This is a genomic window from Undibacterium sp., from assembly GCF_030683615.1.
In the GTDB taxonomy this organism is placed as follows: Bacteria; Pseudomonadota; Gammaproteobacteria; order Burkholderiales; family Burkholderiaceae_D; genus Undibacterium; species Undibacterium umbellatum.
The window spans coordinates 41,403-63,211 of sequence record NZ_JAUXQE010000035.1; the positions used below are offsets into that span (position 1 = coordinate 41,403).

General features: G+C 53.6%; 7 protein-coding genes. All 7 read left to right on the forward strand.

Features of this window, described 5'->3' with window-relative positions:
- Positions 1–67: 67 nt before the first annotated feature.
- Positions 68–8,920 carry a type I polyketide synthase gene (locus Q8K39_RS17475; RefSeq protein WP_305262191.1) on the forward strand — a complete coding sequence of 2,951 codons (8,853 nt, stop codon included), beginning with the start codon at positions 68–70 and terminating at the stop codon, positions 8,918–8,920.
- Positions 8,917–9,966, forward strand: a complete 1,050-nt coding sequence (locus Q8K39_RS17480; protein WP_305262193.1) for a TauD/TfdA family dioxygenase — start codon at positions 8,917–8,919, stop codon at positions 9,964–9,966. Before Q8K39_RS17475 ends, Q8K39_RS17480 begins: the two co-directional genes overlap by 4 nt.
- 25 nt (positions 9,967–9,991) lie before the next feature.
- Complete coding sequence (locus Q8K39_RS17485; protein ID WP_305262195.1) at positions 9,992–13,942, forward strand: amino acid adenylation domain-containing protein; 3,951 nt, start codon at positions 9,992–9,994, stop codon at positions 13,940–13,942.
- 72 nt (positions 13,943–14,014) lie between these two features.
- Complete coding sequence (locus Q8K39_RS17490) at positions 14,015–18,637, forward strand: non-ribosomal peptide synthetase (protein ID WP_305262197.1); 4,623 nt, start codon at positions 14,015–14,017, stop codon at positions 18,635–18,637.
- Positions 18,638–18,645: 8 nt separating this feature from the next.
- Positions 18,646–19,857, forward strand: a complete 1,212-nt coding sequence (locus tag Q8K39_RS17495) for a hypothetical protein (RefSeq protein WP_305262198.1) — start codon at positions 18,646–18,648, stop codon at positions 19,855–19,857.
- Complete coding sequence (locus Q8K39_RS17500; protein ID WP_305262200.1) at positions 19,854–20,876, forward strand: 1-aminocyclopropane-1-carboxylate deaminase/D-cysteine desulfhydrase; 1,023 nt, start codon at positions 19,854–19,856, stop codon at positions 20,874–20,876. The genes Q8K39_RS17495 and Q8K39_RS17500 overlap by 4 nt, the downstream gene beginning before the upstream one ends.
- On the forward strand, positions 20,873–21,808 hold the full coding sequence (locus Q8K39_RS17505) for an MsnO8 family LLM class oxidoreductase (protein WP_305262202.1): 936 nt from the start codon (positions 20,873–20,875) through the stop codon (positions 21,806–21,808). The genes Q8K39_RS17500 and Q8K39_RS17505 overlap by 4 nt, the downstream gene beginning before the upstream one ends.
- The last annotated feature ends 1 nt before the right edge of the window (position 21,809 follow it).

Genomic DNA, 21,809 nt, shown 5'->3' on the forward strand with positions numbered 1-21,809 from the left:
TGGGCTTGGATGCAGAATATTTTACAAAGTGTATTGCCTTTGGGCATGACTTAGATTCGTGTCCATCATGAGTACAGATATGGACAAGGCTGCGCCGGAGTCTGAAACTCAGGTGGCAGAGCATGCGATTGCTGTCATCGGCATGTCATGTGTTTTCCCTGGTGCGTCCAATATAGAGGCTTTCTGGTCTCTGCTTGAGCAAGAGATATGTGCAGTCAAGCGCATACCGCCAGAACGCTGGGATAGTAAAGATTTGCCCGCATCTGCAGCACCTTATGCGGGTTTCATTGATGATGCAGCCTGTTTTGATCCAGCTTTTTTTGGTATTTCCCCCAAGGAAGCATACGCACTGGATCCACGTCAGCGCCTGACTTTGCAATTGGCCTGGTGGGCACTGGAAGATGCGGGCATTGCCGCCGACAGTTTGAAAGAGACGCGCTTGGGCGTCTTTATCGGTGCAGTCAATGGCGAATTCCTCGGCAGCTTTGCCCATACCGATGACGTAGAAGCCCACATGGGCATAGGCATGTCAAATGCCATCATCGCCAACCGTATTTCCCATGTGCTGGGCCTGCGTGGTCCCAGCATGACCATAGATACTGCCTGCTCATCTTCACTGGTTGCTGTTCATCAGGCTTGCCGCAGTTTGCAGGCAGGTGATGCTGATATGGTGCTTGCTGGCGGCGTCAGCCTGATGTTAAGGCCAGACAGCAGCGTCGCTTTGGGTAAGGGAAGTATGCTGGCACCGGATGGCCTGTGCAAAACCTTTGATGCCTCTGCCAATGGTTATGGCCGTGGTGAAGGCGCAGGGCTGGTTTTGCTGAAGCGCCTGTCAGATGCACTGGTCGATGGTGACCGTATCCATGCCGTGATACGTGGCTCGGCCACCAACCACGATGGCGTCTCGAACGGTATTACCGCCCCCAATGGACTGGCGCAAGAGCACTTGATACAGACGGCGATCACTGATGCTGACATATCGCCATCAGCGATACAATACGTAGAAGCCCACGGTACCGGTACTTTACTGGGCGACCCGACCGAAACACGCGCCTTGGGTCGCACTCTGGGCCAGCAGCCACGGAAAACGCCACTGCTCATAGGCTCTGTCAAAACCAATATAGGCCATCTGGAAGCGGCTGCCGGCATTGCTGGCCTGATCAAGCTGATACTGGCGCTCAAGCATAAAAAGATACCCGCCAGCCTGCATTACACCCAGCCTAATCCACATATTAATTTTGAGCAATTGCGCCTGCAAGTGGTGGCGCAAACTACGGACTGGCCTGCCAATGAGGGGTTCAGGCCCAGGGCCGCGTCTATCAGTGCCTTTGGTTTTGGTGGTGCAAACTGTCATGTCGTACTCGAAGAGTTTATTCCGGCTTCTGCTACAGAAAATCCTGAAACAGATAAGCCAGATATTTTGCTCTTGTCGGCATCCAACAATGAAGCTTTAATTCGGCTCGTGCAGCAGACCTCGTACAAGTTGCAGAATGGCGCTCATCAAGACTTTGCTGGTGTCTGTCAATTATCACGGCTTGGCCGGGCCCATTTGCGCCACAGGTTGGCGCTGGTGGCCAGCAGTGCGGGTGAGGCTGTTACAAACCTGCAGGCATGGCTGGAAAATGGCTTTAGTGAGCGGATTGTTACTGCCATTGCTGCCAGAAGGCCGCCCAAACTGGCCTTCCTTTGTCCTGGTCAGGGATCGCAACGGCCAGGCATGGCCAGGGAATTACTCCAATTCGCCAGCTTCCGTGCCACGATCGCAGAAGCTGATGCGGTCTTATCATGGTCGCTAAGCCAGTTATTGCTGAACTCCGATGAAAATATCGATAAGACTGCATTTACCCAGCCGGCTTTACTGACGCTTGGAGTGGGGTTGGCACGTCTGCTGGCTGAATATGGCGTCAAACCTGCGGTGCTGGCGGGACATAGTCTCGGGGAATACACAGCCGCCGTCATCGCTGGTGCACTGAGTTTTGAGCAAGCCCTGAAACTGGTTGAAAAGCGCGGTAGGCTCATGGGAGCATTGACTTCAGATGGTGCCATGGCTGCTGTGCGTGCTGATGAACAAACTGTGTTGCGCTATCTGGCTGATACAGATATCAGCATCGCCGCCGTGAATGGGGCGCAATCCGTAACTATTTCCGGTATCAGAGATCAACTGGATATACTCAGCCAGAAACTCATTGCAGATGGCATACGAGTTCGCATGTTGCGTGTAAAAACTGCGTTTCACTCGGTATTGCTGGAACCCATGCTGGCAGAGTTTAAATTGGCTTTGCAAGAGGTGGAGTGGCAGCCACTGCAAGTGTCAGTGACCTCGAATCTGACAGGTGAATTGCTGCCTGTCGACCACGTGTACGATACAGCCTACTGGTTAAGGCATACACGCGAAGCCGTGCGTTTTGCTGACAACATCGCGACGCTGAGTAAAAACGGTATTGAGACTGCTGTGGAGTTGGGAGCAGTGCCGGTTCTGTCTGGCATGTTGGACGATTTTGCAAACGCCAATGCCAGCAGTATGCGCAGCCTGCCATGCCTGGATGCGTCTAAGGATGATGGAGTCGCATTCTTGAGAGCAGTTGCACACCTGAATGTGCTGGGGAGCAAGCTGCAATTTGTCGATAAGAAAAATACAGCGGCTGGTGATGCATTGCCCTTGTACCCCTTTACCAAGGATGTCTTTCCTTTGCGCCTGGGTTTGAACAGTTTTAATGGCGGTAATGCGACTGTGCCACCAAGTAAAGCTGCTCAAATCAGTAAGTCAGCATCGGCAAGTACGCGCACGGTTGTTACCGATCCTGCCGCCATTCGCAGCCGCATCATTGCCGTCATCGCAGGTTTGCTGGCGATTGATGTCAGCAAGGTCGATGCGACAGCACCCTTGCTGGAAATTGGTGCAGATTCATTGATATTGATGCAGGCTGTGGGCCGCATAGAAAATGAATTTTCTGTCAAGATACCGGTGCGTGCCTTCTTTGAAAATTTGACGTCGATTGACGCCGTAGCTGCTTATCTGGCTGAGCAGCAGGCGGGTAAAGTCGTGTCTGAGGTAGTCGCCGGGCAACAGATTGAAACGGCTACACTAAACACGCCAGTTGCCAAACAAAAAAACAGTATCCCACTCAGCGGTAACTTGAGCGATGCACAGCGCAAGCATCTCGATGAATTTAGCCTCAGCTACTGTAAGAAAACCGCATTATCCAAACAACAGGCTCAGCAATACCGGCACGTGCTGGCAGATAGTCGCGCCTCCGCAGGTTTCCGCTTCTCTATCAAGGAAATGCTCTACCCCATCGTCGGCCAAAGAGCTGCCGGTCCCAAAATATGGGACCTCGATGGCAATGAATACATAGACATTTCCATGGGTTTTGGTGTGCAATTATTTGGGCACGAGCCAGCATTTTTGAAAGAAGCATTGGCAGAAAGCCTGTCACGCGGCATACGCATAGGGCCGCAGTCAGACATGGCTGGCGAGGTCGCCAGCCTCATCAATGAATTAACAGGGGTCGAGCGCGTAGCATTTTGCAGTTCAGGCACGGAAGCCATCATGACGGCGCTGCGTCTGGCCCGGACTTTTACTGGTCGCAACAAAATCGCCATCTTCCGCGACAGTTATCATGGCCATTTTGATGGCGTGCTGGGTGAGGTCAATGATGACCCATGGAAGGTAATGCCGCGTGTAGCTGGCATTACGCCAGGCATGGTCAGTGACCTGGCCTTCTTTGAATATGGCTCGGCAGAAGCGCTGGAATTATTGCGTGGTCGCCTGCATGAATTTGCCGCTGTGCTGGTGGAGCCTGTGCAGAGCCGTAACCCCGGCTTGCAACCACAAGATTTTTTGCGCAGCCTGCGTGCCATGACCAGGGCGGCTGGCAGCCTGCTGATTTTTGATGAAGTGCTGGTGGGCTTTCGCATACACCCCGGCGGTGCCCAGGCGCACTTTGATGTGCAGGCAGACATTGTCACCTATGGCAAGATAGTCGGTGGCGGTTTGCCAGTCGGCGTTATCGCTGGGCGGACCGATATCATGGCAGGCATCGACGGTGGGCATTGGCAATATGGCGATGCCTCTTACCCGACAGCAGATACCACTTTTTTTGCTGGTACCTTCAACAAGCACCCGCTTGTCATGGCAGCAGCCCATGCCGTGCTGACAGAGATCAAGCAGGGCGGTCTGGCTGTCTATCAAAAACTGAATGACAATACTGCCAGGTTGACGGCGGAGCTTGACCAGGTTTTTGCTGCAGCTGGTGCACCGATACACATGAAAAATTTCGGTTCCTTGTTCCGCTTTGTCTTCAGTGAAAATCTTGATCCCTTCTTTTATCATTTGTTGTATCGCGGCCTGTATGTGTGGGAAGGGCGCAATTTATTCCTTTCCACTGCACACACTGAAGATGATATCGCGGCGATAGTCAGTCGGGTAAAGGAAAGTGTAGCTGAGCTTAAGACGGCTGGTTTTATCGCCAGTACTTTGCCAACATCAAAGACAGAGAAAAAAATCCTGTCCCTGTCTCTTCCTTTATCGAAAGCCCAGAAACAATTGGCAACACTGGCAGCCTTGTCCGAGCAGGGTTCGGCAGCCTATGTCGTCAGCGTTGCGCTGGAATTGCGGGGTGATATCAATCATGCTGATATCGCTCTCGCATTTACGACGCTGGTAAGCAGGCATGATGCCCTTCGGGCGTCCATAGATCTGGACGCAGCGCTGCAGAAAATAGCGACTCATGTGGCAGTGAAAGTACCCCGCCATCAAGTCACTGCCAGTACACTGGATACAGCGCTGCAAAACAGCGTTGCAGCCAGTTTCGACCTGACGCAGGCGGGTGCATTCCGCATAGACTTGTTTGAGCTTGATGCGCATCATGCCGTCTTGCTGTTTGCAGCCCATCATGTCTTCATTGATGGGCAATCCATGCAAATGCTGTTTGAAGAATTCGCCGCGCTCATGAATGGCCGGGCTTTAATCGGCAAACCGGACTATGCCTTATTGGCGCAGCACATGGCAGATGCAGGTTCATCGCCTGAACAGCAAGAACATAAGCAATACTGGTTAAGTAAATTGCAGCAAGCACCGTCCGGCATAGAACTGCCATGCGCCCACGCCAGGGCCAGCATGCGTGGCTTCCAGGGCCAGCGCCTGACGCATGAACTCGACAAGAACATCTTGCGCCAGCTTGAACAAAAGACCAGCAAGCTGGGCATGTCATCCAGCATGGCATTGATAGCGGCGTTTGCAGCCAGTCTGCGTCGGGCCGGGGCAGGACGCGACATGGTATTGGGTGTACCCTATTCTGGTCGCGATGAAGCGCTGGCGCATACACTAGGTTATTGCGCGCATCTCTTGCCTTTGCGTTTGACTATTCCGGCACAGGCGCGTACCAGCGAGGTATTGGCAGAAGTCAAGCAGCAATTCCTTGATGCCATCACCCATGCAAATTACCCGCTGTCGCAACTGGTGGATGATCTGGGTCTGGTCCGTGACCCAGCCAGGCCGCCATTGGTGAATATCACTTTCAATGTAGACAAACTGGCGGCCATGCCTGCCTTGCCCGGTGTGACAGTGGAGGCGCATTCCCTGGCTATTAGCCATGCCCGCTTTGACATAGCTTGCAACCTGGTTGACTGGCAAGATGGCGCACGGGTGGAACTGGATTTCGATAGCCAGTTGTTTGATACGGTTAACATGCAGGAATTGTTGGACAGCTTTGTCGCGATGATAGAACGCATGGCAGGCACCGATCAGGATTTTGATGAACGCGCTGCTGCCAGGGCTGTCTGGTTACCTGCCAGGCTTGAATCAGTTCCTGGTATGCCGGGTTTGCTGGAAAGATTCCGTCAGTCTGCCATGCAAGATCCACCGGCGATTGCCTTGCGCCTGGACGCCACCGAAATCATGACGCGTCAGCAGCTTGATCTGCATTCAGACCTGCTGGCGAAAGAAATTCTTAGTGCTGATCAAACTGCAGGGCCCGTACTCTTATTGCTGGGCCGCAGCCTGGCATTCCCGGTTGGCATGCTGGCGGCGTGGAAGGCTGGCAAAGCTTACCTGCCGGTAGATAGTCATTTACCGCAAGGGAGGGTGCTGGAATTGATACGGCAGGCAAAGCCCTGCTGCGTTATCTTGCAAGATAATCCAGATATTATCGGTGCGCTGGTAGCGATGAATATCCCTTGCCTGCAATTGCCAACCAGTTTCAAGGGGATTCATCCTCAAGATCATCCATCATTGCCATTGCTAGCAACTAAGCCTGACGCCTGCGCCTATCAGCTATTCACCTCCGGTTCCACCGGCAAGCCCAAGCTGGTCGCCGTGCCGCATCGGGCGGTACAGCATTATCTTGATGCGATTATTTCCGCTTTTGATTTGCAACCCGGTTTGCGCTATGCCGTGATATCGACCTTTGCGGCTGATCTCGGCTTAACCACGGTCTTGCCTGCCTTGTTCCATGGCGGTTGCCTGAGCATCATCAGCAATGCCATGGCACGCGATGCTGACGGCTATGCTGCCCTGATGCAGCAAACGCCGGTCGATGTATTAAAAATTGTACCTTCCCATCTGGAAGCCTTGCTGACAGCACAGGACAAGGCTGCTGTCATGCCTTTGACGCATTTGATACTGGGTGGCGAAACCGCCAGCGCCAGACTATTGCAACAACTTTGCGATATCCATGCAAACTGCCGCATTTTCAATCACTTTGGACCCACCGAAGCCACCATAGGCGTCATGGTGGGTGAATGGCAGGGCGACTTGGGTGGCATGCGCTTCAGCCAGCCTTTGGGTAGTAATCGCATACATATACTCGATGTGGCAGGGCAGCCCTGCGTTTTTGGTGAAGCCGGTGAGATTTACCTGGGCGGCCCTGGTCTTGCATTGGGCTATGTTGGCATGCCTGAAGATGCAGCCGACTCATTCCTGTCCACGGAGATAGCCGGAGCACGTGAGCGCGTCTACCGCACTGGCGACCTCGCTGTCATGCATGCTGATGGCCGTATGCAGATACTGGGCCGCAAGGATGAACAACTGAAAATACGCGGCTACCGCATCGAGCCCGCAGAAATCATCGCCGTATTGATGGCGCAAGAAAATGTGGCTAATGCGACGGTGATCTTGCATAAGCCTGAGTCTGCAAATCCAGGCAGACCCTACCTGCTGGCCTATGTCGTTGCAGTTGATAAAGGCTTACCTCTTGATACGCAAAGCCTGTTAGTCGATTTGCGGCAGTATTTACCTGATTACATGCTGCCAAAAGCAGTCATCGCCATCAACAACATTCCTTATACCTCGAATGGCAAGCTAGACCGTGCGGCTTTGCCGAGGTTGAATGATGAACAAGATGCTTTGGAAAGCGCAAGCGCTACAACATCAGGAGCAGAAGCCGCCGTGCTGGCGATCTTGCGCGAGCTGTTTCAGCGCGAGAATTTGGGTCCGCAGGCAGATTTTTTCCGGAGTGGTGGCGATTCCATTTTGGCGATACAAATGATCGCACGCCTGCGCCAAGCTGGCTGGCAAGCCAAGGCCATGGATTTGTATGCAGCGCCCGTACTGGCAGACTTTGCAAAGAAACTCTTGGCCGTAGGTGAAATGACAGGCGCTGATGCCAGGCCTGAAGGTAAGTGCAGACTGTTGCCCGCGCAGCTCAGGTTGCAGGAACTGATGCAGAGGACTCCATCACATTTCAATTTATCCGTCTTGCTGGAAATGGCAGACTGGGTCAATGCCGAGATGCTGGAGCAGGTATTGCGGGCGCTTATAGAACAACATGATGCCCTGCGCCTTGGCTTTAATAACGAAGACGCACATTTTAATGAGCTTGCCAACACCCCAGTGTTGCATCTGACAAAAGACTACCAGCAAGTGCAGGCTACATTGCAGCCTGCGCAAGCCAATTTGCTGACCGCTGCCTGGACACCCGCAAGCCTGGGACAAAAATCCCGCCTCTTGCTGGTTGTGCACCATCTGGTCAGTGATGGCATCTCCCTGCAAATCCTGCTGGAAGATTTGCGAAAGGCACTGCTGGATTTGCACGCCGGGCGTACCCCCGCGCTGGGAAGAAAGACCGCATCGTTACAAGCCTGGGCAGAACACCTGAAACGACAGGCCAGCCAGGATGCGGTGTTGGCAGAAGCAGAATATTGGGAAATCTGCACATCCATCCCCGCACCTGAATTGCCCAATTTGCCAAATAGTGGTCAGGCGCATGGCTACGGCAGTATCGATGAAGACGCACAGGTCAGCGTGATCGTGCCAGCAGAAATCACCAGCCGCTTCATACAGGGGCAAACCGGTGTCTCAGCAGAGGATATCCTGATTGCTGCCCTGACCCTGAGCCTGGGTGAGTGGACAGGTGAAGCCGTCGCCTATCTGGAACTGGAAGGCCATGGTCGTCAACTTGATCAAGCTGACATGGATGTCAGCCGCAGCGTAGGCTGGTTCACCAGCCGCTATCCTGCCTGGTTTGATCTGACAGATGTAGCTGCAGCGGCTGCCGCCAGCGAGATCGCCATGCAACGCAGCGATATCCCTGCGCATGGCTTTGGCTACGGACTTTTGCGCTACCTGGGGCCAGAAAAAGTGCGCGCCGCGCTGGCACAAGGGCAAATGCCTGAGATCAGCCTGAACTACATGGGCCAGATCAGCCCGCCACCTGATGATGTCTTCAAACTGTTGTCATGGTCACCAGATCGTCAGGACAGAGGTGCAGAACGGGCAGCACATCTACCGCGCCTGCATAAGCTGGCGATAGAAGCCTATATCCTGGATGGTTGCCTGCATTTGCTGTGGCAATACCATGCAACTACGTATCAGGAACAGGAGATTCGCAGCATCGCGCAAAAAATGGCTGGATACATCGCCAGCATTTTGAATGGCTGTACAGCGACAGAAGCAAAATATGGGAAGGAAGAAATAGCATGAACATGATGCCCAAACCCGGTCTAAACCTGCGCCGCCCGGCGGTGCGACTGTCTGATGGAAGCCTGGTTGATAGACAGCCATTCAAGAGTGCATCTGGCCTGCCGCTGGTTTTGCGCCCGCATGCCAAGGGCGTGGATTTGCTGGGCTGGATCAGGGACAACCAGGCGCAGTTACAGCAGGATTTATTGCAATACGGTGGCTTGCTTTTCCGTGACTTTGATCTGCGTGACGTGCAGGATTTCCAGGCAGGCTTGAATGTCTTTGGCGTGCAGCTCATGAATTACATAGAAAAAGCCACGCCCCGCAAGCAGGTCGACGGGCAGGTGTATACCTCGACCATCTTCCCGCCCGAACATGTGATCGCCCTGCATAATGAATTATCGTATGTACGCCAATGGCCTGGGCGCATCGCCTTCTTTTGTGAAATCGCAGCCGAGACAGAAGGTGAGACCCCGATCGCCGATGTACGTCGCGTACTGGCCGCGATAGACACTGAAGTCAAAGAAAAATTCCGTCGCCTGGGCTGGATGCTGGTGCGTAATTTTGGTTCTGGCATAGGCCCCTCCTGGCAACATTCGCTGGCGGTAGAAAGCAGGGAAGAAGCCGAAGCCTATATGCAAAAGTCGGATACGCAATGGACCTGGATGGAAGGCGACAGGCTGCGTACGTCGCAGGTACGTTCCAGCATACGCTGCCATCCGCAAACGGGTGAAGAACTCTGGTTCAATCACATCGCTTTCTGGCATCCATCCAGCATGACGGATGAAATACGTAGTTCATTGACGGGTGACCTGGGTGTTGAGAACTTGCCGTATAACACTTTCTATGGTGATGGTACGCAGATACCGGATGAGGTGGTGGCCCATCTGCGCGCTGCTTATGATGCAGAAACCGTCAAGTTCCGCTGGCAGCAGGGGGATCTGCTCTTGCTCGACAATATGCTGGTCGCACATGGCCGCTCCAGATTTACCGGTGAGCGCAAGATACTGACAGCCATGGGCGATGAAGTGCGCCCGGCCAGCGTCTTGCCAGGTTCCCTAAATTAAGCACAAACCAGGCAAGGACAGGCAAGTGAGCAGCAAATTAAAAAGCGGATTTTCATTATCACCAGTCCAGCAAAGGCTGTGGCAACTGGCGCAAAGAGATGGTCAGCAGACGTATCTGGTCAGTGTTGATTTTCGTTGCACTGGTGTGGACGAACAAATTTTGTGTCGCGCCTTTGATCATGTGCTGGCCAGGCATGAAATCCTGCGTATGGAATTTGGCCTCTTGCCCGGCATGCAGTTGCCTGTGCAGGCTCCTTCTGACACATTGACACCCATGCAGGCAGCGTCACCGCAACTGGCAGCGATTCATGAAGACCAGCGCGCCTGCCTGCAAAAACTCAATGAAGGTCATTACCGTCTTGGCTTGTCTGCGCTGTGCGCCGATGCACAGACGGCTTTGTTTATACTGCTTGGCGTGGAAGAAAGACTTGCTGATGCCGTCTGGTGCGCCGCGTCCGTTAATGCAAAAAGCGAAAAAAGCGCAAAAATTGAAGGAGAAGACCTGCCTTTTACCAGCTTGGCACAATGGCAGCACGATATGCTTGCGGAGCAGCAAGACGTGCAGTTACCGGCCTGGGATAGCAGCAATAGTCTGACATCAGGCAGCAATCTCCCAGACTGGCCTTGCTTGCGCAGACGGCGCCAGGCTGCACCCTATGTAAAACGCCAGTCTCTTGCATTGTCGTCAGATTTGTCCGCTGCGTTGAATACTTTGGCAGGCCAGCACAAACTGCCGCTTGCCCACTTGCTTTACCTGGCCTGGGCGGTTTTGCTGTATCGATTGAATCCTCAATCACCTCCCGTGGCTTATCAGGCCAATGGTCGTGCCTACGAAGAAATGGCTACAGCCATGGGGCCTATGGCGCGTTTCATTCCTTTGCATACAGCCACTGCACCACAAGCCAGCTTCTTGGCATCACTGAAGACAGTTAGTCCGGCCATCGATGAAACCTGCGCTTTGCAAGACTATATTGCCCCGCTGGATAGTAAACTGGGCCTGGCTGCCGGTTTTTGCTGGCAGCAAGCTGGTACTGGCAAGTTGATAGTCGCAGATGCGCCATTTTCATGGACTGACGAATGCCTGCTGGTGTTGTCTGCTTATGCAAATGCAGAAGCGCAGATAGAGCTGTACTTCGATTACGACATGGCAGTCTGCGACTCTGCCAGCATGCACAATCTGGAAGAAGAATTGATGACGCTACTGGCGGCGATAGTTGCAACGCCAGATGCACAGATTGATAAACTGAGTGTGCTTGGTGCTAATGAGCGGCATCAGCTCATGCATGATTTTGCCGGGACTGTGGTGGTGCCTGCAGAACCGTGGCAGGCACCAGTGCAAGATATTCTTGACTGCTTGGCACTGCATCCTGAACAGATATTCGTACAAAGCTCGCTGACCCAATTGAGTGGACAGGCTTGTTCACACCGCATACAGGAACTGGCGCAACATGTGTTGTTGGCCAGACAGCAGGACGAATCCAAAGCCAGGGTCGTGGCAGTTTTGCTGGACCGTAGCGTTGACATGATAGCCAGCCTGTTGGCAATACAAGTGGCTGGTGCGGCTTATCTGCCGCTGGATACGGCCTATCCTGAAGATCGCATAGCTTTCATGTTGCAAGACAGTGGCGTGAGTTTGTTGTTGACCAGCGCGGCTATCGCAGCTCAATTCAAACAAGAAACTGCATTCGCGGGTTTGCTGGGAAAAATAAAGCTGATTACTGTTGATATCCTGCCCGCGCTTGAAAATGCAGCAAGTCCGCAATTTCCACTCTTGCAAGCCAGTGACCTGGCTTACTTGATCTATACCTCGGGTTCCACCGGCCAGCCCAAGGCTGTCGCCGTATCGCATGGCGCGCTCGCCAATCACATGCAATGGATGCTCAGGGATCTGCCGCTGGACGCAGATGATGCGGTCTTGCAAAAAACTGCCATCAGTTTCGATGCCTCGGTGTGGGAAGTATTTGCCCCTTTAATGGCAGGTGCAAGACTGGTATTGGCACCCCCTGGTGTGGAAAGAGACCCGGACGCACTGATGCAGACCCTGCAGGATTTCGATATCAGCGTGCTGCAACTTGTGCCCAGCATGTTGCGCATGATGGTAAGCCAGCCTGAATTTGCCAAGTGCCTGCGCTTGCGTCGCCTGTGCTGCGGTGGTGAAGTGCTGGATGCTGAACTGGCGCGTCAAGTCTTGACGGCATTGCCAGCCGGGGCAGAATGCATCAACCTGTATGGTCCAACTGAAGCGACGGTCGAGGTAGTGTTCGAGAAAGTCAGCATTGATGACACTATTGTCGCCATCGGCAAGCCCATAGACAATACCCGCATCTACGTCCTGGATGAATACATGCAGCCGCAACCCATAGGCGTGCGTGGAGAGTTATTTGTAGCAGGTGCCAGCCTGGCGCAAGGCTATTACCAGCGCGATGCCTTGACAGCAGAACGATTTATCACTGACCCATTCGCTAGTACTGGCGAGCGCATGTACCGCACCGGCGATCTGGGCGCATGGCGTGCCGATGGCAGCCTGGATTGCTTTGGCCGCGCTGACAGGCAGGTCAAGCTGCGCGGTTATCGCGTAGAACTGGGTGAGATAGAGGCCATCGTTGCCGCTCAAGCGGCAGTGCTGATGGCCGCCGTGGTGGTGGACAGGGATGCCGCAAACATTGATCAGCTATTGTGTTTCTACACGCTCAAGCCCGATGCCAAGCTTTCTGTGGCTGAGATCAGGCAGGTGCTGGCCGCTGCCTTGCCAGACTACATGTTGCCGAACTGGCTTATACCAATTGATGCTTTTCCCTTCATGCCCAATGGCAAGGTCGATAACAAGGCACTGTCGAAGTTGCGCCCTTCGAATACGGTGACCTCGCAGGCACCACGTGACACGCTGGAAATGCGTCTGGAACGTATCTGGGAAAGTGTCTTGCACGTATCCCAGGTCGGCATTACCAGCAATTTCTTTGACCTGGGCGGGCATTCATTGTTGGCAGTACGCCTGATGGCAGAGATAGAAAAAGAATTTGCTTACAGGTTACCGCTGACTTCGCTGTTTTCTGCACCCACTATTGCGGCGCAGGCAGAACTCTTGCGCAGTGAAAGCTTGCAACTTGATCCGGTCGTGATACCCATACGCGCAGGTAATCCACAGCATACGCCTGTCGTGCTGGTGCATCCCACTGGTGGCAGTGTGCTGTGTTATCGCGACTTGGCCAGTGGCCTGACGACAGACCGGCCAGTGATTGCCCTGCAAGACCCCGGCCTCATGGGTGAGGCTACTTATGAAAGCGTGGAAGAACTGGCCAGCCTGTATCTGGACAAAATTGCACCGCTGGTCAAGGACCAGCGTTATTTGCTGGCAGGCTGGTCGTCGGGCGGCATCATCGCATACGAAATGGCAAGGCAGGCTTTGGCACGTGGTTATGAAATTGCCTTCCTGTGTCTGATAGACAGCCAGGTCGCCCCCCTGGCTGAATCTGCGCCAAGACGTGAGCGTTTGTTGCGCTCCATCTCACGCCTGATTGCCCACAAGGCAGAAATCGCCTGTCCCGATTTGTCTGAACTGCCTTTTGACATCGCCTTGCAGCGCCTGCTGGAACTGGCGCGTGAAGCCGATTATGTGCCGCCACATGCGGACGAAAAAGAAATCGCCCGCTTGTTCCGCGTTTTTGAAAAAAATGTGACCGTCATAGGCCGTTATACCGCTGGCCCTTTGCCACGCCGCACCTTGCTGATGAAAGCCACCCAGGCCTTGCCAGAAGCCATACGCGAGGCAGCAGTGCATTACAACTCGGAAGAAAAGCACTTGGGTTGGGACAAGCTGTGCTTTGTCAAAGTGCGCGATATCGTGGGTGATCATATGTCCATGATGGAAGCACCCAGAGTCAATGCGGTGGTAGCAGCTTTGGATCAGGAATTGAAAGAAGTCGAAAGATTGCATGGGCTGGGGCGGCAAATACTGTTACCCATGCTAGGCCTGTAGTTTGTAGCAGGTCATGAGAATGTTGTTTTCGGTACGTATGATGTTTACATATCTATGAGAGCTGGAACAAATATGGAAATGGTTTTCCCCCTGACGGCTATGCAACAAGGCATGTTGTTTCACCATTTGCGTGAACCGGACAGTGCAGCTTATTTTCAACAATTGCAGGTACGTCTACAAGGGGAACTGGATGTCGCAAAGTTGCAGCTCGCCTGGCAAAGCGTCATAACTCACCATTGCGCCTTGCATATGCGCTTCCTGTGGACAGGGGACCAGCCGCGCCAGCAATTGCAGGCAGATGTAGTCTTGCCATTCAAAGTCGTCGATTACAGCCAGTCACCCAGGTGCGAGCATGAACAATTGCGCCAGCAGTTCTTGCAGGCAGACCGTCAACTGGGATTTTCGCTCGATACCGCGCCGTTGATGCGTGTTTCCTTACTGCACTGGGCAGATGATGAATGGGATATGGTCTGGAGCCATCATCATTTGATATTGGATGGCTGGGCATCCGGCCTGCTGCTGGCTGAGGTAGCGCAAGTCTATACAGATTTATTGCAGGGCAAGCCTGTCAGCTTGCCAGCAGAGCGCCCCTATACCGATTTTCTACATTGGCTGGGCAAACGCGATAATCTGGCGGCAGAAGATTACTGGCGTCATACCCTGCGCGGCTTTGAGCAGGCAACCACTGTGCCAGTGCTGAAACGCAGCACTGGACTAGCTGCAAAAGTCGTTGCTTTTGAAAACATGCTGACCGCTGATGACTTTACTGCATTGACAGCTTTGTCGCAAAAAACTGGTGTAACCACCGTCAGCGGTATCATGGCTTGCTGGGGTTTGCTTTTATCCCGATATGCAGACAGCAAGGATGTGCTGTTTGGCGTCACCACTTCTGGGCGGCCCGCCGAACTGGATGGGGTAGAGCAGATGGTCGGTCTGTTCATCAATACTATCCCTTTACGCATTAAACATAGCGCGGAACACAGTATTACCAACCTGCTAGGCGATGTACACAGACATCTGGCAGCCTCGCGTGAACATGAGCACAGCAGCCTTAGCCGCGTGGCCGAATGGAGTGAACTGCCGTCAGGCCAGGCGCTATTTGAGACTATCGTCGTTTATGAGAATTATCCGCTGGCAGTGCAGGGTCGTCAGTTGGGGGATACACGCATCGTCGATTACCATTTGCAGGAAGAGTCAAATTATCCGCTGACTTTGATCGTTGAACCCAAAGACGATGGACTGCATTTGCGCTTGCTGGCAGACAGTACGCGCATAGAACCTGCAGCAGCACAAGCCATGCTGGATCAATATCGCTTCTTGTTGCAACAACTTGCAAATGCGAGCGGTGACCAAGCAGTCAAGGATATGTACCTGCTGACGACAGAGCAACGTGAGCTGCAATTGCAGCAATGGAATGATACCGTTTGCGCTTATGACACCACTGCTACGTTGGCTAGTATCTTTATCGCCCAGGCAGCACGTACGCCGGATGCGATGGCACTGATAGATGCTCAGGGCATCATGAGCTATACAAGCTTGCAGGACAGGGTCAGCCAGGTAGTACATGCTATTAATGAACTGGGTTTGAGCGCGAATTCACCAGTCGCCGTCCGACTCACGCGCGATCGCGAAATGCTGATTTCCCTGCTGGCCGTAGTTGCCAGCGGCCATCACTATGTGCCAATTGAGCCGCAACTGCCTGCCGCACGCGTCATGGCGATTTTTGATAGCCTGCCGGTGCGCTGCATATTGACGGTTAGTAGTTTGATGGATAGCACGCAAGCCCTGGCTAACGAGCGGCAATTGCAGATAGTCTGCGTCGATCAAACGAATGCATTGCCAGTCACAGCCTTGCAAAATCAGGCGCGTCCGCAAGACCCTGCCTATGTGATCTTTACGTCGGGTTCTACTGGCAAGCCCAAGGGTGTGCTGGTCTTGCATCAAAAAGCCATCAACCTCATAGAGTGGGTGAACCACACATTTGCCATAGGCGGGCAAGACAAGCTCCTGTTTGTTACATCACCTGCATTTGATTTGTCTGTGTACGACATATTTGGCATATTGGCCGCAGGCGGTGTCGTCAGGATAGCGAGTGAAGCCGAGATTGCTGATCCTGAACGTTTGCTAAAAATAGTAGAAACAGAAAATATTACTTTCTGGGACTCTGCTCCCGCAGCTTTGTGGCAGCTTGAGTCATTGTTGCCGCAACGTTCTGCAACTTCCAGGCTGCGCCTGATCTTCCTCAGTGGCGACTGGATACCGCTGGCCCTGCCAGAGCGCATGAAAGCCGCTTTCCCTGGTGTCTGCGTCGTAGCCCTTGGTGGTGCGACTGAGGCAACCATCTGGTCGAATTATCATATCGTTGGAGAGTTACAGCCGGACTGGGTCAGTGTCCCCTATGGCAGGCCGATACAGAATGCCCGTTACTACATCCTTGATGCCGATTTACAGCCATTGCCCGTGGGCTTGCCAGGCGATCTTTATATAGGTGGCGATTGCCTGGCCGAAGGCTATGTGGGCCAGCCTGAATTGACAGCAGAACGCTTTCTGCACGACCCGCATGCCAAAGCAGGCAAAGCGGTTGCGCGCATGTACAAGACGGGTGACCGTGCCAGGTTTTATCCTGATGGCGTTATGGAATTCCTGGGCCGTCTCGATAACCAGGTCAAGATACGTGGCTTTCGCATAGAACTGGGTGAGATAGAAATCGCCATGGTCAGGCATGCAGCGATACGTGATGCGATCTGCATAGTGCATGACCACAATGAAGCTGGCCCGGCCTCGGGTAAATCCGACAAGGAATTGATTGCTTATTATGTTCTGCATCCGGGGCAGAATCTGGGGCCGGAAGAATTGCGCCTGCATTTGCAAGCGCAACTGCCAGCCAGCATGCTGCCCTCGCATTTCTTGCAGCTAAACAGTGTGCCTGTGTCCGTGAATGGCAAGGTGGACAGGAAAAACCTGCCGCTGCCTGAGCGCAAGGGCAGCGGACTTGGAGTGCAGCAGGTGGGTAATGATGCTGTGCAGGACATTATCGCTGCCGCATGGTCTGAAGTATTGTCTGTGCCGGCCGTGCATGCCACCGATGATTTTTTTTCGCTGGGTGGCCATTCATTGCGGGCAACCGCTGTCATGGCAAGGCTGCGGGCCGCCTTTGGCGTGGACTTGCCTTTGCGCCTGATATTTGAATACACTACACTGCATTCTTTGGCGACAGCAGTGCGTGAATTACTGAGTGGCCATGTGAAGGTGCAGGTGCCGACTTTACCCACTTTGAATCGCACTGAGGGCTTGCCTTTATCCCGAGCACAATCACGCCTGTGGTTTTTGCACCAGATGGAGCCAGACAGCGCCAACTACAATGTCGCACTGGCGGCGCGGCTGGACGGCAATCTGGACCAGGCTGCTTTCCAACGCGCTGTACAACAAGTGGTGGCGCGTCATGACATACTCAACCTGCGTATACAAAAGCAAGGACAGGGTGCAGTCATGCTGGCAGTGGCTGATGACGCTGACCTGGCAATTCATGTGGAAAATATCAGTGCACACAACCTGGATGAAACACAGATCAATGCCAGGCTCAAACAACTGGCCAGCCAGCCCTTTGATCTGGAAAGTGAAAGACCGGTACGGCTGAGTCTCCTGCTCAATGGCGACCAACAAGCATATGTGTTAATGCTGATACACCACATCGCCACAGATGGTTGGGCAATTGCCCTGTTTGCACAAGAACTCTTGCAAGCCTATGCCGCTGAAGTAAGCAACGCCCAGGCATTTGCAGAGCCCGCATTGCAATATGCTGACTTCAGTCACTGGTGGGAACAGCAGGTGCAGGACCAGTATGTAAACAAGGAAATGCAATACTGGAAGCAGCAACTGGCTTCTTTGGCACGCTTTAACTTGCCCACTGATTTCCCACGTCCTGCAAACTGCAGCCATGCCGGTGCGCGTATCAGCTTCGGGCTTGATGCCAAGCTGTCCGACGATTTGCGCCGTGTCGCGCGGCAGCATTCAGTCACCCTGTTCATGCTTTTGCTGACGGCATTTCATGTCGTCTTGCGGCAAAGGTCAGGCCAGGATGATATCGTTGTTGGCAGCGATATCGCAGGCAGGGATCATCCGCTGGCAGAAAAAATCCAGGGCTTCTTTGTCAATCAACTGGTCTTGCGCAGCAATTTTTCTGATTGCCACAGCTTTGCCGACATGTTGGGCAAGGTCAGGCAAACCAGCTTGCAAGCCTACTTCAACCAGCACCTGCCGTTTGATTTGCTGGTGCAGGAGCTGAACCCGCCGCGTGATGCTGGTGGCATGCCGCTGTTCCAGCACAAGTTTGTCTTGCAAAATGCACCGCTGGCTCAACTGGATAACAAGCACTTCCAGATACAGGCTGTTGACTTGCATACTGATACCGCCAAATACGATTTGCTGCTGACTGTCATTGATGAGCCACAATTACGTGCCACACTGGAATTCAGTACCGAATTATTTACTGCAGCAACTGCCGCAAGCATACAGCGTGAATTTCTCGCCGTACTGGGCCAGGTCGCAGCCGATGCCAGTATCAGCTATAGCAGCCTGGCGAGCATGCTCACACTAGATGGGACAGAGCGCCAGGAAGCTGCAAAACGTGATTTGCGCAAGAGCGGTCTGCAAAGGCTGAAAGACTTGCGCAAGCCTGGGGCAACTACATCATGAAAGATGCGATGACGGAGCAAGCAAGCATAACTGCCCATAAAGTAGAACGGATTTTGTGGGATGTGAGTACAGAGTCACCTGAACTGCATATGGCCTTGTCAGCTATTTTGCCCGATATCGATGCCCGGCTGGCAGCTCTACGCCTGAACCTGCCTTGCGCGCACGGTATCAATCCTTTCCAGTCGGGTGAATACCAGCGGCCTTACCGCCATCTGCGGGCCTTTTACCAGGATACTGGTGCAGGTGTGCTGGCGCACAAGGGTACAGAAGTGTATGCTCATGACCGTGACCAGCACTTGGCCGTCCTGTCGCAATTCCGCATTGATTACCCTGTACGAGGTAAATCGCTGTTTTCTGCGGCTGAGCATTTCGCGCTGGTCGAACAAAAAATCCCGCTGGCCATCAGTGCTTTTGAAGCAGTGGAAGATGCGAAGGCTGCCTGCATGTTGCAGCAAGCGCATCTACGGCATTTCGGTCAATTGGCTTGCCTCCCGACACCCTTGCTGGTGATTTCCTGGCCTGCGTCTGCACGCGATAGTCATCTCAATGCCTTGCGCAGCCTGCTGTCAGAAAGGGCGATGCGCATAGTGGAAACTTCGTCCGCAGATGGCTTGGCTGCAATCATTTACCATTACCCCAGCTTGCCTTTACGCGTTGCGCATTTGCCAGTGGAATTGAAAAAGTTTGGCAATACTCCCTGGCTGCAAAGACTGGCCAGCCTGACTGCGGGTTATGGCATGAAGCCAGAACAGGTTGTTGATCGCTGGATAGACCTGGTTGCGCGCATTCTGGCACTGGGTTTTTTGCCTGGCCGCACGGAGCATATAGGCATAGGCCATTGCCTGGAAATGCAAAATGCCGTTATCGATGGCGGCTTTGTCGATCTGGGTTCCATCATCCCAATGACAGAAGTCAAAACGGATGCCGCCTTTTTGGAAATGTTGATGGCTGCCTTTGCCGACCTCAGTAAAACCGTGCGTCACTTCATGCTGGGGCCAGTGGCTGATGTAGAAGCGGAGTACCGCAACCCATCGTTACTTATGCTGGCCTGCCTACAAAGAGTCGTACCTGCACTCTTAAAAAGACTGCATACCTATCCTGATCTGGAGCCGCGCCTGCAAGCCTATCTGGATCGCAGCGAAGGGAGCTGTTTCAGCGCACTCGTTGAAGAATTTCAATACTTGAGTCCGGCCATGCTCAACCCGGCGGAGCACGCATGATGACAGCGCGACTGCTTTCTGAAATGGTGCCTGGTCTGGATGCGATGTATAAACCTGTCGACCTGGTACAAAGGCCGACCCCCATTAGCCACGAAACTGGGTTGGCGGCACGCTGGAATTTGCAAGAGCTATGGGTAAAACGCGATGACCTCAGCTCACCGATATACGGAGGCAGCAAAGTCAGGAACCTCGAATATTTCTTTGGGGATGCGATCGCCAAAGGCGCGACCAGTGTTGCCACCATGGGACCGCTGGGTAGCCATCAGGTCTTGGCGACAGCAACCTTCGCCCGTATCCACGGTCTGCATGCCCGTGCCTTGCTGACGCCACAGCCAAACGTGCATGAGGCCGGGCTGAATAAGCGACTGCTGCCCGCATTGGGGATGGAATTCCTGCGCTGTGAACGCTTTCTCGACGTACCCATGGCTTTTCTTCGCATACGTTATTCCCGCCATCAGGGGCTGCGTCCTTACTGGATACCACCAGGTTCGCACCATCCCATAGGTGTGCTGGGCGTCATCGAAGGGGCTCTTGAAATTGCGGCGGCCATCAAAAGTGGAGAATTGCCCATGATTGATGACATCGTCGTCCCTACCGGTACTTGTGCCACCGCATCCGGGGTCTGGCTGGGTCTGGCGATGGCGGGTTTGCCTATACGTGTGGTGGCCGTGCGCATGGTGCCGATGATGATCACGGGCCCAAGCAAGATGAAAAAACTGGCGATGAAAACTTTAGCTTTGTTGCGGCAGGCTGGTTATACAAAAGAGCCACAGTTTGGCGAAATACTCTGGGTCGATGATTTTGCCGCGCCAGGTTACGGGCAAAGTAATGCCGATGCCGACGAAGCCGCCAAAGAAGTGGCAGAGGTCAGCAACTTCCGCACTGAGACTACTTATATTTCCAAGACCCTGGCCATGTTCCGCAAACAAACCCTGCAAGGGCGGCGTGTATTGTTCTGGAATACCTATAGCGCCGTTGACCCTGATCCTTCCTCCATTCTCGCAAAGGCGGCAGCATGAGTAGCTTGAGCTTATCCCTGCTAGACCTGGGCATCATCGCACCTGGCCAGAATGGTGAAGATGTCTTGGCGCAAACCTTCAGGATGGCAAAACTGGCTGACCAGCTAGGGTATGAAAGCCTGTGGCTGGCCGAGCACCATGAAGCCCATTTTTCCTGGGCGGCACCGGAAATGATGCTGGCTGCGCTGGCGCAAGCCACGCAACGCATAGGCCTGGGTTCAGCAGCAGTATTGTTACCTCTGTATAGCCCGCTGGCTGTCGCTGAAAATTATCGTGGATTATCTGCATTGTCAGGCGGGCGGGTCGTGCTGGGAGTTTGCGGCGGCGTGCCTGCCGATCCCGTTGCCCTGGCTGCACTGACAGGTACGGACGAACCACCGGGTGTCATCACCAGGCAGTTTGCCGATAAACTGGCAGCCTTGTTGCGTTACCTCGATGGTGATTTTCCTGAAGGACATCGCTTTGCCCATGCTGCGACACCATGTTTTGCAGAGAGTCCACCGCTGTGGATCATGGGCTCAGGTTTTGGCACGGCACAACTGGCAGCGAAGTCTGCCGCCAGTTACGCCTATTCGCTATTCCACCGGGCCAGTACGCAAGATGCCGCCATCACCAGTGCTTACAAACGCCAGTATGGCGAATATCAGGATAGTGCAGATAAAGCAAAAATCGCCATCGCCCTCAGTTGCGTCTGTGCCGACACCGATGACATTGCGCAAGCTCAAAAACAGCAAGTCGAAAGCTGGATAGGGGCTGCCATGCGCGTCAATATCAGTGGCACACCGGCATCCTGCCGCGACCAGATACTGGCGATACAGGAACGCTATGATGCCGCGAACATCATCATCTATCACATGTGGCATCTGGAAGAACGCAAGCGCGCAGCCATCGTGGCACTGGCTGAATTATTTCAATTGCAAACGGAATGGTAGA

Excerpts from the sequence above, each read along its gene's own strand:
- Q8K39_RS17475 (WP_305262191.1), top strand. The coding sequence starts at position 68 with ATGAGTACAGATATGGACAAGGCTGCGCCGGAGTCTGAAACTCAGGTG.
- Q8K39_RS17480 (WP_305262193.1), top strand. The coding sequence starts at position 8,917 with ATGAACATGATGCCCAAACCCGGTCTAAACCTGCGCCGCCCGGCGGTG.
- Q8K39_RS17490 (WP_305262197.1), top strand. The coding sequence starts at position 14,015 with ATGGAAATGGTTTTCCCCCTGACGGCTATGCAACAAGGCATGTTGTTT.
- Q8K39_RS17495 (WP_305262198.1), top strand. The coding sequence starts at position 18,646 with ATGACGGAGCAAGCAAGCATAACTGCCCATAAAGTAGAACGGATTTTG.
- Q8K39_RS17500 (WP_305262200.1), top strand. The coding sequence starts at position 19,854 with ATGATGACAGCGCGACTGCTTTCTGAAATGGTGCCTGGTCTGGATGCG.
- Q8K39_RS17505 (WP_305262202.1), top strand. The coding sequence starts at position 20,873 with ATGAGTAGCTTGAGCTTATCCCTGCTAGACCTGGGCATCATCGCACCT.